The 12782-nt window shown below is 72.8% G+C and carries 11 protein-coding genes and 1 tRNA gene; 9 read left to right on the top strand and 3 right to left on the bottom strand.

The window, feature by feature from the left end; genetic code table 11:
* Positions 1 to 55: 55 nt before the first annotated feature.
* Positions 56 to 1093 (bottom strand): ketopantoate reductase family protein, encoded by a 1038-nt coding sequence (locus H563_RS15945; protein ID WP_022882313.1) that lies wholly within the window; start codon positions 1091 to 1093, stop codon positions 56 to 58.
* A gap of 61 nt (positions 1094 to 1154) precedes the next feature.
* Here H563_RS15945 and H563_RS0109190 point away from each other — a divergent pair, with 61 nt between their 5' ends.
* Positions 1155 to 2027 carry an Fpg/Nei family DNA glycosylase gene (locus tag H563_RS0109190; RefSeq protein ID WP_022882312.1) on the top strand — a complete coding sequence of 291 codons (873 nt, stop codon included), beginning with the start codon at positions 1155 to 1157 and terminating at the stop codon, positions 2025 to 2027.
* 26 nt (positions 2028 to 2053) lie between these two features.
* Here the strand turns inward: H563_RS0109190 and H563_RS0109185 are convergent, their stop codons facing one another.
* Positions 2054 to 2734: a DUF1294 domain-containing protein gene (locus tag H563_RS0109185; protein WP_022882311.1), complete on the bottom strand. Its 681-nt coding sequence runs from the start codon at positions 2732 to 2734 to the stop codon at positions 2054 to 2056.
* A gap of 69 nt (positions 2735 to 2803) precedes the next feature.
* On the opposite strand from H563_RS0109185, the gene H563_RS15940 reads away from it, so the two are divergent.
* From H563_RS15940 to H563_RS0109170, 3 genes are all read left to right on the top strand, one after another.
* Entirely contained in the window at positions 2804 to 4084 is a 1281-nt protein-coding gene (locus tag H563_RS15940) for a glycosyltransferase family protein (protein WP_022882310.1), read from the top strand.
* Between the two features lie 83 nt (positions 4085 to 4167).
* Positions 4168 to 4243, top strand: a tRNA-Arg gene (locus H563_RS0109175).
* Positions 4244 to 4492: 249 nt separating this feature from the next.
* Positions 4493 to 4831, top strand: a complete 339-nt coding sequence (locus H563_RS0109170) for a hypothetical protein (protein ID WP_022882309.1) — start codon at positions 4493 to 4495, stop codon at positions 4829 to 4831.
* 39 nt (positions 4832 to 4870) lie between these two features.
* Here the strand turns inward: H563_RS0109170 and H563_RS18200 are convergent, their stop codons facing one another.
* Complete coding sequence (locus tag H563_RS18200; protein ID WP_022882308.1) at positions 4871 to 5941, bottom strand: hypothetical protein; 1071 nt, start codon at positions 5939 to 5941, stop codon at positions 4871 to 4873.
* Between the two features lie 161 nt (positions 5942 to 6102).
* Here H563_RS18200 and treY point away from each other — a divergent pair, with 161 nt between their 5' ends.
* The 5 genes from treY (at position 6103) to H563_RS0109140 (ending at position 12738) form a co-directional block, all read left to right on the top strand.
* Positions 6103 to 8376, top strand: coding sequence for a malto-oligosyltrehalose synthase (gene treY / locus H563_RS0109160; protein ID WP_022882307.1), 2274 nt, complete (start codon positions 6103 to 6105; stop codon positions 8374 to 8376).
* Entirely contained in the window at positions 8373 to 10100 is a 1728-nt protein-coding gene (treZ, locus tag H563_RS0109155) for a malto-oligosyltrehalose trehalohydrolase (RefSeq protein ID WP_022882306.1), read from the top strand. Before treY ends, treZ begins: the two co-directional genes overlap by 4 nt.
* 69 nt (positions 10101 to 10169) lie before the next feature.
* Positions 10170 to 10385 (top strand): hypothetical protein, encoded by a 216-nt coding sequence (locus H563_RS15930; protein ID WP_155865135.1) that lies wholly within the window; start codon positions 10170 to 10172, stop codon positions 10383 to 10385.
* Positions 10382 to 12421 (top strand): glycogen debranching protein GlgX, encoded by a 2040-nt coding sequence (gene glgX / locus H563_RS0109145; protein WP_022882304.1) that lies wholly within the window; start codon positions 10382 to 10384, stop codon positions 12419 to 12421. Before H563_RS15930 ends, glgX begins: the two co-directional genes overlap by 4 nt.
* Before the next feature lie 62 nt (positions 12422 to 12483).
* Positions 12484 to 12738 carry a hypothetical protein gene (locus tag H563_RS0109140; protein ID WP_022882303.1) on the top strand — a complete coding sequence of 85 codons (255 nt, stop codon included), beginning with the start codon at positions 12484 to 12486 and terminating at the stop codon, positions 12736 to 12738.
* Positions 12739 to 12782: the final 44 nt, after the last annotated feature.

The raw sequence follows: 12782 nt of genomic DNA, 5'->3' as shown, positions 1-12782 counted from the left end.
GCACGCCGGCCAAGCCCGGCGCCCGCGACGGCACGTGGCTGAGCCGCTCCGGCGCTCAGGCCGGCGGAAGGACGAGCGCGCGCAACCGGTCGGGGGTGAGGGAGCCGGCGGGGCGGCCCTCCGCGGCCGCGCGGCGCGCCTCGCGCTGCAGGGCCTCGTTGACGGGGGCGGCCACCCCCTCCATCCGTGCGATGCGCACGATCTCGCCGTTCAGATAGTCGGTCTCCACCGATCCCGATCCGCGCGCGAGCGACTGCCAGGTCGATCCGCCCACCTCGCCCTCCAGGCCGGGCACCTCGCGCAGCCGGAAGAGGTCGCCGCGCCAGACCTCGACCTCCTCGTCCGAGGCGATGCCGATGCCGGCGGCGGCGAGCACCTCGAGGCCCTCCTCGCGGGCGGCGCGATACACCTCGGGCACGTCGGCGGCCGGACCGGCCAGCGCCTGCACGGCGTTGCCCAGGTTGGTGATCAGCTTCTGATGCTTCCAGCGCATCACGTCCTCGACGAGGTGCACGCGGAAGGTCGCGCGCTCCCACTCCGCGCGCAGGGAATCGAGCAGGTTGGCGTCGGCCGCGGCATCCGTCTCGTCGACGGGCGTGCCGTACCTGCCCACGACGAAGACGCCGCTCACCGGCGCGATGCGCACCACGATCTCCCCCGGCGCGAGGTGCACGGCCGGCAGCCACACGCACACGCCGTACACGCGGCGGAACAGGCGCAGCGCGAGCCGCTCGGCCTCGACGCCGTTCAGCGCGGTGAGCGCCGGTAGCAACTCGCCCGCCGTGCCCACGACCTCGCCCCCGGCGTGCACCGGCTGGTCGACCCACTCCAGCAGTGCCTCATGCAGCTGGTGCGTCTTCGTCGCGAAGACCAGCACGTCGTCCAGGGTCAACTCGGCCTCGGCGGCGGAGGTGACCACGTCCACGGTGACGCGCGTGTCGTCGTCGGGCGAGCGCAGCCGCAGTCCCTCCTGCTCGATCGCCTCGGCGTGCGCCCCGCGCGCCGCGACGAGAGGAGTCGTGCTGGCATGCTGGCCGAGACGCGCGGCGATCGTGCCGCCGATGGCTCCCGCGCCGACGATGACGTACCTCACCCCGCCCACTCTATGGCGACGGATGCTTGCGAGCCGCAGCCCCCTCGCGTAGGAAAGTCGCATGCCCGAACTGCCCGAGGTGCAGGCCCTCGCCGCAGACCTCGGTGCGCGGCTCGTCGGCCGCACGGTGCGGCGCCTCGACGTGCTGGCGTTCCCGGCGCTGAAGACCTTCGAGATCCCCACCTCGGCGCTCGCGGGCCGGCCCGTGCGCGGGGTCGGCCGGCACGGCAAGTTCCTCGACCTCGAGATCGGCGACGTGCACCTGGTGATGCATCTCGCCCGGGCCGGCTGGATCCGCTGGCGCGACAGGGAACCCAAGTCGAGCGCACGTCCCGGCCGCTCCCCGAAGAACCCGCTCGCCGCCCGGCTGCTGCTCGAGCCTGACGGCGCAGGCTTCGACGTCACCGAGGCGGGCAGCAAGAAGAGCCTCGCGATCCACCTGGTGCACGACTCGCGGGAGGTCGAGCGGGTGCGCACCCTCGGGCCGGAACCCCTCGACGACGCGTTCACCCTCGACGTCTTCGCCGGCATTCTGAGGCGGGCGGGCCGCGCCCAGATCAAGGGGGTGCTGCGCGACCAGGCGGTGATCGCCGGCATCGGCAACGCGTACTCGGACGAGATCCTGCACGCGGCGAAGATGTCGCCGTTCAAGCCGGCCGCCATGTCGGACGAGGAGGTGGCGCGGCTGTACCGCGCGCTGCAGGAGACGCTTCGCGACGCCGTGGCTCGGTCCGAAGGGCTCGCCGCGAGCGAGCTGAAGGCCGAGAAGCACGAGGGGTTGCGCGTGCACGGCCGCGCCGGCGAGGCCTGCCCGGTGTGCGGTGACACGATCCGCCAGGTGATCTACCACGACTCGAGCCTGCAGTACTGCCCCACGTGCCAGACCGGCGGCAAGGTGCTCGCCGACCGGGTGCTCTCGCGCCTGCTGAAGTAGCGGGAGTGAAGTAGTGCGGGCGGCCGTCAGCCGAGCGCGTCGGTCAATTGCTCGATGAGCGCAGGGCGCCAGGTCAGCACGACGAACGCCCCCACGTTCACCACCACGATCAGCCAGAACGCGAGCTGGAACGACGTCTTGCGGTTCTTGTGCCGCAGCAGCTGCTGGGCGACGACGGCGCCGGGCCAGCCGCCGAGCAGTGCCGCGGCCTGCAGGGTGCTCTCGCGCGTGCGCCGCGCCCCGTCGATCGCCGCCCGCTTGTCCCAGGCGTACATGCCGAAGGCGACCGCGCTCATGCCGGTGTAGAGCACGGCGAACCACGGCGAGGCGCCCCACCAGGCGATCGCGAGCACCAGCAGCAGCGCGAACCCGGCGACGGGCAGGAACATGAGCGGCATCACGCGGCCGCGTCGGTCGGCGCGGGGCATCCGATCGACCTGCGACGGGCGGGGTGGACGGGGTGCACGCGGGGTGCGCGCCAGCGGCTCCACGATGCTCACCCTGGTGGCGCGCGGGCGCCCGTCGCGGCCGGGCCCGAGCGCGTACGCGACGCGGTCGCCGGCCCGGGGCCGGCGCTCGGATCCCGTGAAGCCCGAGATGTGCGCGAAGACCCGCGCCCCGGAGTCGGCCGGTTCGATGAATCCGAACCCGCGTTCGTCGTTCCACTCGGCGAGCACGCCTGAGCGCAGATCGGCGCGGTGGGGCATGCAGCGATGGTACCGGCGGGCCCTTCGGCACGGCTGCGGGTGAGGGCGCCCGGGGTACCGTTGCCAGTGATGGCAACCGTGGATTCGGCGGCGCCCGAGCCGCTTTCGTCGACCGGTGCGCGACCGCTCGCGGCGCGCCGCCGTGTCAGCCGGGCGGTGCTCAGCGTGCTCGGCATGTATGCCGCGTCGCGCATATATTCAACGCTGCTGCTGCTGATCGGCCTGTGGGTGGCGACGGCGCACGGATGGCGCATGCCATGGCTCACCGACACCCCGACCTTCGCCCGCATCGACGGCGTCTGGGTGCCGCACACCCCCGACTTCTTCGGGCTCGGCGGCCTGTGGGACGGCGTGCACTATCAGCAGATCGCCGACCAGGGCTATCCCTCGGTGCTGCCGCGCACCGCGAGCGGAACCATCGCCCCCAACGACTGGGCCTTCCTGCCCGCCTATCCGCTGTTCGTGGCGGCGTTCGCCGCCGTGCTGCATGCGCCGTTCGAGGTGCTCGCGGTCATCGTCTCCGCGCTGTTCGGGGCGGGGGCCACGGTGCTGCTCTACCTCATGGTGCGGGACCGGGTCGGCCACCGGCCGGCGATGCTCGCGGCGACGGTCTTCAGCTTCGGCCCGCTCGCCTTCCTGCTGCAGGTCGGCTACGCGGAGAGCATGTTCCTCTTCCTCCTGTTCGCCGCCATGTACCTGATGCAGCGGCGGCGTTGGGGGCTCATGCTCGTCCCCGCCGCGCTCGCCGCGTTCACCCGGCCGGGCGAAGTCGCGCTGGCGCTGGCGATCGCCGTGGTCTTCGTCGTGCGCCTGCGGCAGGCGCGCTCGGCCGGCGACCCCGCCGCATTCCCTGTGCGGGAGCGCGTCGCCATGGTCGTCGCCACGGCGGTCACGGGCCTCGTCGGATTCGCCTGGCCGCTCGTCGCGTGGATCGTCACCGGCGTGCCGAACGCATACACGGCGACCGAGCTGTCGTGGCGCGACGGGTTCCTCGGCCACACGGACTTCCGCCCGTTCACCGCCTGGTTCGAGCTCTTCGGGCGCTACCTCGGTGCGTTCGGGGTGGCCATCGTGGTGGCGGCGATCCTGGGCTTCGCGTGGTGGCTCACCCGCCCCACGACGCGCAGCCTCGGGCCGGTGATCCTCAGCACGGCCGCGTCGTACGCGCTCTACCTGCTGGCCGTGTTCATGCCGCAGCAGAGCGTCTTCCGCGTCGCGATCCCGCTGGCGCCGCTGCTCGGCGACCCGCGCTTCGCCGAACGCGACCTGTGGCGACGGATGCTGGTCGGCCTCGGCGCCCTCGCCCAGCCGGTCTGCGTCGCCGTGCTCTGGTTCTACGCCAACCCGTGACCCGGCTCCGCCCCGCGAGGAGGCTCCGCCCGCGATTTGGGAGGCGCTCCGGGCGGCTGTTATGATCTTCAGGTTGCGCCCTCGCGCCTGTAGCTCAACGGATAGAGCATCTGACTACGGATCAGAAGGTTGGGGGTTCGAGTCCCTCCAGGCGCACCACTCCGAAGCCCCGGTCTCCCCGGGGCTTTCTTCGTTCCGCCGCGCCACCGCACAGGACGCGATGCCCGAGTCCGGCGCCCTTCTGCGGCCCGGGCATAAGTGTCGCGATCGGGCAGAAGTTCTGCGCCCGGCTTGTGCCCGATCGTGACGTTTGCGCCAGTGCGCATCACGGCTATCCCCGCAGCCGCCTCGGCCGTGCACCTCCCCGCCCACCTGGGTACCTTCCCGCCGACAGATGGAGGACCTCCCATGAACACTGCGGTTCCGGGCGACGGCGTCACCGGTGGCGTCGGCGGCATCAACAAGTCCGTGCAGATCGTCACGCCGACCGACCTGGTCGACGTGCAGCCCGACACCTTCGACAGCGACGAGTACGTCGCCCGCCTCGACGGCGGGGGCGTCGGCCGGCCGGGCTTCGCGGTGCTCCCGCTCGTGGGCGGAGCGCCCGCCGACTACCTCGTGATCAGCTCGCAGGCCGTGCCCGACGACGACGCACCCCGCTACGAGCGCGTGGAAGGCACCACCGACCCGACCGACTACGTGATTTCCATGGGCTCGGACCACATCGGCTGGACCTCCGGCGACTGATTCGGGGCGACCGGCGTCCAACGACGGGCGAGCCAGGCCTCATCGGGCCGCACGCGCCGTGCCGTACGGAATGAGCACGAGCGCACCGACCACCGCGATGAGCCATGCTCCCGGCCAGCCCGCCAGGACGGCGATCAGGGCGAGCATCACCGCAACGCCCGCCGCGACCCGCCAGTCGTCCCCGACGACGAAGTCGTACCAGAACAGGCCGAAGGCGGCGAGGCGGCCGCGTTGGGGCGCGAGCGCGGCGGGCGGCGCGGCAGGCGCCGACGCCGGCGACGCAGGGCTGACGGATGCCGCAGGCTGCGGCGCCGAGGCATCCGATGCCCCCTGCCCGACGTGCGGCCCGCCCGTGACCCGGAACGACTGGGCGCGCCCGCGGCCCGGCCGCCGGCCCGAGAACGCGACCACGAGCAGCAGGCAGTACGCGGCGACCGCCGGCGCGATGGCGAGCAGGGCGGCGTCGTCGCCGGGCCAGTGCGCCCCCGCGCCTTCGGCGCCCCAGAACAGGCCGAAGGCGGTGAGCATGATGCCGACGACGAACTTGAGCGCGTTCTCGGGCACCCGCGACAGCGGTCCGCGCACGGCGGCGCCCAGTGCCACGACGAGCACGATCGCGGCGAGCGCCGCGACGACGGCGACCGGCAGGCGCCCCTGATTGGTGGCGAAGGTGAGCACGATGAAGACCACCTCGAGGCCCTCGAGCAACACGCCCTTGAACGACACGGTGAACGCGTACCAATCGGAGACTCCGAACCGGCTCTCGCGCCGGGCGCTCTCGGCCGCCTCGACCTGACGCCGGAAGGCAGCCTCCTCGTCACGGAGAGCCCTGCGCCCTGCCGCGCGCAGCACCGCCTTGCGCAGCCAGCCGAGCCCGAAGACCAGCAGCAACCCGCCGACGACGAGGCGCAGCACGGCCAGCGGCAGCAGCAGGATCGCGGGACCGACGAGCGCGACGGCCGCGGCCAGCACCACCACGGCGACGGCGGCACCGGTCAGCGCCGACCGCCAGCTGCGGGTGGCGCCGACCGCGACGACGATCGTGGTCGCCTCCACCGCCTCGACCACGCAGGCGAGGAACACGGCGGCGAACAGGGCGACGGCGGTCATCGGCCCAGCAGACGGTTGACCATCACGGCACGCTAGCGCCATTGCTCACAGGAAGGGCCAAGACGCCCGCAACGCGGCACCCGCGGACTGCGCGTACCGGCGTGTGACCGATCGTGTCAACCGGTGGCGCCCGCCCCGAGCACCTGCGTAGATTCGGCCTCGTGCCCGCCAGTACCTACCGCCTTCAGATCTCGGCGGAGTTCACCCTCTTCGACGCGGCGCGCATCGTGCCCTACCTGCACCGCCTCGGCGCCGACTGGCTGTACCTCTCGCCGCTGCTCGAGTCCGAGTCGGGCTCCTCGCACGGCTACGACGTGGTCGACCACTCTCGCGTCGACGCCGCCCGGGGCGGGCCGGAGGGGCTCGCCGAGCTCTCCCGTGCGGCGCACGAGCGCGGCATGGGCGTGGTCGTCGACATCGTGCCCAACCACGTCGGCGTCGCGACCCCGAACGCGAACCGCTGGTGGTGGGATGTGCTCGCGCACGGCCGTCGTTCGCCGTACGCCGACTACTTCGACATCGACTGGGAGTTCGGCGGCGGCAGGCTGCGCCTGCCCGTGCTCGGCGACGGCCCCGACGAGCTCGACGTGCTGAGAGTGGACGGCGACGAGCTCGTCTACTACGAACACCGCTTCCCGATTGCCGAGGGCACCGGCGGCGGCACCCCGCGCGAGGTGCACGACCGGCAGCACTACGAGCTGATGTCGTGGCGGCGGGCCGACCACGACCTCAACTACCGCCGCTTCTTCGCCGTGAACACGCTCGCCGCCGTACGCGTCGAAGACCCGCGCGTGTTCGACGACACCCACCGCGAGATCGGCCGCTGGATCGCCGAGGGCCTCGTCGACGGCCTGCGCGTCGACCACCCCGACGGGCTGCGCGCCCCCGGCGACTACCTGCGCCGTCTCGCCGAACTCGCCCAGGGCAGGCCGATCTGGGTCGAGAAGATCATCGAGGGCGACGAGCGGATGCCCCCGCAGTGGCCCATCGCCGGCACCACCGGCTACGACGCGCTGGCCGGGATCGACCGGGTGCTCGTCGACCCCGCGGGCGAGCATCCGCTCACCCAGATCGTCGACGAGGCGGCAGGCAGCCCCCGGCGCTGGGCCGAGCTGGTTCCCGAGCGCAAGCGGGCCGTCGCCCGCGGCATCCTGAACTCCGAGATCCGCCGCGTCGCCCGCGAACTCGGAGAGGTCGCCGGCGACGTCGAAGACGCGCTCGTCGAGATCGCCGCCGCCCTGCCCGTCTACCGCAGCTACCTGCCCTTCGGGCGCGAGCACCTCGACGAAGCCGTCGCCGCCGCGCAGGCCGCAGCCCCCCAGCTCGAGGCCGACCTCGCCGCCGTCGGCGCGGCGCTCGCCGACCCGGGCAACCGCGCCGCGCTGCGCTTCCAGCAGACCAGCGGCATGATCATGGCCAAGGGCGTCGAGGACAACGCGTTCTACCGCTACCCCCGGCTCACCTCGCTGACCGAGGTCGGGGGAGACCCGAGCCTGTTCGCGATCGACGCGGCCGCCTTCCACGCGGCGCAGCGCGACCGCGCCGCCCGGCTGCCCGAGTCGATGACGACGCTGACCACCCACGACACCAAGCGCAGCGAAGACACCCGGGCGCGGATCACCGCGCTCGCCGAGGCCCCCGAACGCTGGCGGCGCTTCCTGACCGAGGTCGGCGGGCTCATCGGAACGGGCGACCGGGTGCTGGAGAACCTGATCTGGCAGGCGATCGTCGGCGCGTGGCCGGCGAGCCGGGAGCGGCTCGAGGCCTACGCGCTGAAGGCGGCTCGCGAAGCCGGTGAGTCGACCGACTGGATCGACGGCGACCCCGCGTTCGAAGAGCGGCTGACCCGCCTCGTCACGGTCGCCGTCGAGGAGCCGCTCGTGCACGAGCTGCTCGAGCGACTCGTCGACGAGCTGACGGCGGCCGGGTACTCCAACGGCCTCGCGGCGAAGCTGCTGCAGCTGCTCGCCCCCGGAACCCCCGACGTCTACCAGGGCACGGAACGCTGGGACCGGTCGCTGGTGGACCCGGACAACCGGCGCCCCGTGGATTTCGCCGCGGCATCCGAGCTGCTCGACCGCCTCGACGGCGGCTGGCGGCCGCCCGTCGACGAGAGCGGCGCGGTCAAGACGCTCGTCGTCTCCCGCGCGCTGCGGCTGCGCCGCGACCGGCCCGAGCTGTTCACCGCCTACCACCCGGTCACGGCGCGCGGCGCGCAGGCCGAGCACCTGATCGGCTTCGACCGCGGCGGCGCGATCGCCCTGGCCACCCGCCTGCCGCTCGGCCTCGCCGCCGCAGGCGGCTGGGGCGACACCGTCGTTGACCTCGGCGAGCGGAGCCTGCGCGACGAGCTGACCGGCCGCGAGGCCCAGGGCGCGGCGCGCGTGGCCGAGCTGTTCGCCGACTACCCCGTCGCCCTGCTGGTGGAGACATGAACCGACGATTCCCGGTCTGGGCGCCCCAGGCCGCGCAGGTGACGCTCGTCGTGGGCCAAGGCCGCGCCGAACTCCCGCTGACCCGCGGCGAGAACGGATGGTGGGCCCTGGACCAGCCGTGGGACGGCGGCCCCGACCCCGCCGACTACGGTTTCCTCGTCGACGGCAACGGCCCCTTCGCCGACCCGCGGTCGCTGCGGCAGCCGCGCGGCGTGCACGAGCTCGGCCGCGAATTCGACCCCGCCCGCTACGCGTGGGGCGACGACGGATGGCGCGGCCGAGACCTCACCGGAGCTGTGATCTACGAACTGCACGTCGGCACCTTCACCCCCGAGGGAACGCTGGACAGCGCCATCCGTCGCCTCGACCACCTGGTGCGGCTCGGCGTCGACGCGATCGAGCTGCTGCCCGTCAACGCGTTCAACGGCACCCACGGCTGGGGCTACGACGGGGTGCTCTGGTACGCGGTGCACGAGCCCTACGGCGGCCCGGAGGCGTACCAGCGCTTCGTCGACGCCTGCCACGCCCGCGGCCTCGCCGTTGTGCAGGACGTCGTGTACAACCACCTGGGCCCGAGCGGCAACCACCTGCCCGACTTCGGCCCCTACCTCGGGTCGGGCGCCGCCAACACCTGGGGCGACGCGCTGAACCTCGACGGGCCGCTCTCCGACGAGGTGCGGCGGTACATCATCGACAACGCCATGTACTGGCTGCGCGACATGCACGCCGACGGGCTGCGGCTCGACGCCGTGCACGCGCTGCGCGACGCCCGCGCGCTGCACCTGCTCGAAGAGCTCGCCGCCCGCGTCGACGAGCTGGCCGCCGAGCTGGGCCGGCCGCTGACGCTCATCGCCGAGAGCGACCTGAACGACCCGAAGCTGATCCGCTCCCGCGCGGCGCACGGCTACGGCCTCGACGCCCAGTGGGACGACGACGTGCACCACGCGGTGCACGCCAACGTGACCGGCGAGACCGTCGGCTACTACGCCGACTTCGGCGGGCTCGGCGCCCTCGTCAAGGTGTTCGAGCGCGGCTGGTTCCACGACGGCACCTGGTCGAGCTTCCGCGAGCGGCACCACGGCCGGCCGCTCGACCCCGACATCCCGTTCCGCCGGCTCGTCGCCTTCGCGCAGGATCACGACCAGGTCGGCAACCGGGCGGTCGGCGACCGCATGTCGGCGCAGGTCGGCGAGGGCTCGCTCGCCGCCGCGGCGGCGCTCGTGCTGCTCGGCCCGTTCACCCCGATGCTGTTCATGGGCGAGGAGTGGGGCGCGCGCACCCCGTGGCAGTTCTTCACCTCCCACCCCGAGCCCGAGCTGGGGGAGGCGACGGCGCGCGGGCGCATCGCCGAGTTCGCCCGCATGGGCTGGGATCCGGCGGTCGTCCCCGACCCGCAGGACCCGGCCACCTTCGCCCGCTCGCGCCTGGACTGGTCCGAGCCCGAGCGGGAACCGCACGCGGGCCTGCTCGCCTTCTACACCGACCTCATCGCGCTGCGGCGCGAGCTGCCGGTCGATGCGCCGGCGCGCGAGGTGGATGCCGACGAGGCGCGCGGCGTCTTCGCGTTCAGCCGCGGCCCGCTGCGGGTCACGGTCGCGCTGCGCCCCGGACCGGTCGAGGTGCCCGAGCACGGCGGCCTCGTGCTCGCCTACGGCGAGGTGCGGGCCGGAGCCGCCGGACTGCACCTCGAGGGGCCGGGAGCCGCGATCGTGCGCCTCGAGTGACGCGGCTGGGTACCTTCACGCCGAGGAGGAACGCCCCCGGCGACAAGCGGGGGTTCCACGATGAAGAGCATGGCGAAATACACCACCGACAACGGATCGATGCAGGTCGAGAAGCACAGCGACGTGCTCTATCGGGTCGTGACGGATGCCGGGGTCCAGGGTTACATCGAGCGCGTCGGCCCGGTGTGGGTCACGCTGCACGGCGCGCGGCTCGACCGCTGCGTCGAGGTGGGCCAGTCCAAGACACTCGAGAGCGCGGTGGCGCTGCTCGCCCGGCGGCGGTGAACGCGGCTCCGCGCTCGCGTCCCTACCCGCTGGGCGTGACGCTGGTGGACGGCGGCGCCGACGTCGCCGTCTACAGCGAGCGCGCCGACGGGGTCGAGGTGTGCGTCTTCGCCGAGGACGGCACCGAGATCCGCACCGAGCTCGGCCACCGCACCGGGCACGTGTTCCACGGCGTCGTGCCGGGCATGGCGCCCGGAACCCGGTACGGCCTGCGGGTGTCGGGGCCGTGGGATCCGGCATCCGGTCTGCGCTTCAACCCGGCCAAGGTGCTGCTCGATCCGTACGCGACCGCGACGTGGGGCGACTACCGGTGGGGTCCGGCGACGTTCGGCCACGATCTCGACGACCCCGACCGCCTCGATGAGACGGATGGCGCGGGCCAGGTCATGCTGTCCGTGGTCACCGACCCGCGGGCGTTCGACTGGAGCGGTGACACGCCCCCGCGCACCCCGCTGGCCGAGACCGTCGTGTACGAGCTGCACGTCAAGGGCTTCACCAAGCTGATGCCCGGCGTGCCCGAGGAGCTGCGCGGAACCTATGCGGGCCTCGCCCACCCGGCCGCCCTCGACCACCTGCGCCGGCTCGGGGTCACCGCGGTCGAACTGCTGCCCGTGCACCAGTTCGTGCAGGACCCGCACCTGATCGAGAAGGGGCTGCGCAACTACTGGGGCTACAACTCGATCGGCTTTTTCACCCCGCACGACGAGTACTCGGCCGCCCGCGACCCGCTCGAGCGCCTCGCCGAGTTCAAGGGCATGGTGAAGGCGCTGCACGCGGCGGGCATCGAGGTCATCCTCGACGTGGTCTACAACCACACGGCCGAGGGCAACGAGCTCGGCCCCACGCTCAGCCTCAAGGGCATCGACAACCCGTCCTACTACCGCCTCGTCGACGACGGCCCGCGGCACTACTTCGACACCACAGGCACGGGCAACAGCCTGAACGTCAGCAACCCCGCCGCGCTCGCGCTGATCATGGACTCGCTGCGCTACTGGGTCACCGAGATGCACGTCGACGGCTTCCGCTTCGACCTGGCCACGACGCTCACCCGGCAGGACGAGGACCCCAACATCCACAGTGCGTTCCTCAGCCTGATCCACCAGGATCCGACGCTGAAGCCGGTCAAGAAGATCGCTGAGCCCTGGGATGTCGCCGGGTACCAGGTGGGCGGCTTCCCGGCCGACTGGTCGGAGTGGAACGGTCGCTTCCGCGATGACGTGCGCGACTTCTGGCGCGGCACCCCCGGCATGCTCGGCACGGTCTCGCAGCGCGTGCTCGGCAGCCCGGACGTGTACGAGGACTCGCGCCGCTCGCCGCTGTCCAGCGTCAACTTCGTCACGGCGCACGACGGTTTCACGCTCGCCGACCTGACCAGCTACGACAAGAAGCACAACGAGGCCAACGGCGAGGACAACGCTGACGGCGAGTCCGACAACCGCTCCAGCAACAACGGCGCAGAGGGCCCGAGCGACGACCCCGAGATCAACGCCAGGCGGCTGCGGCAGCGCAAGAACCTGCTCGCCACCCTGCTGCTGTCGGCGGGCGTGCCGATGCTGCTCGGCGGCGACGAGCTCGGCCGCACGCAGCGGGGCAACAACAACGCCTACTGCCAGGACAACGAGCTGTCCTGGTTCGACTGGCAGCACGTCGACGACGAGCTGCATGAGTTCACACGGATGCTCGTGCGGCTGCGCCTCGCCGAACCGGCGCTGCGCCCCGACTGGTACCGCTGCGCGCGGGAGGCCGGCGGTCCGCGCACGGTGCGCATTCTGCGCGCCGACGGCGAGGAGTTCTCCGACGACGACTGGGAGGACCCGGAAGCCCGCGCCATCGCGTTCGTGCTCGCCCACGACGGCTACGACGCCTTCGCTCTGCTGCTGAACGCGGCGGAGAACGGCGTCGCGTTCACCCTGCCCGAGCCGCCGCACGGCGACTGGGCGCTCGAGGCCTCGAGCGACCCGGGGCTGCGGCTCGTCGACCCCGGGGCGCTGACCCTCGCCGAGGTCTCGTTCGCGCTGCTGCGCTCCCCGGCGTGACGGCGTGGCCCTCGCCGCGCCGGGGTACCGGCAGGGTGACAGGTCGTGAAAGGAGACACGTCATGGCTGACGAGATCCAGGACCAGGACCGCCGCAGCGAACGGGCACGCATCATCGCCGACATCGAAGAGGCCGACCAGGTGCGCGCGAACCCCGCCCGGCACGACGAAGAGGGCCCGGCCGGCGCGCACAGCGCCGGCGACACCCTGGGCGGCGACCGCCCGCCCACCGGCAACGACGGAACGACCGGCGGCGACGCGCTGAGCGGCGACGCCGGCCTGAACGAGAGCGACGACGTCGCACCGGAGGGCGACTGACGCGAGTTAGCCCCGGCTGAACCCTCCGAAGGCGCCCGCCCGGC

It is taken from the genome of Gryllotalpicola ginsengisoli DSM 22003 (genome assembly GCF_000419445.1).
Lineage (GTDB): Bacteria > Actinomycetota > Actinomycetes > Actinomycetales > Microbacteriaceae > Gryllotalpicola > Gryllotalpicola ginsengisoli.
Note: the sequence above shows the minus strand (reverse complement) of the source record. Positions and strands in the feature narration are given on the sequence as shown.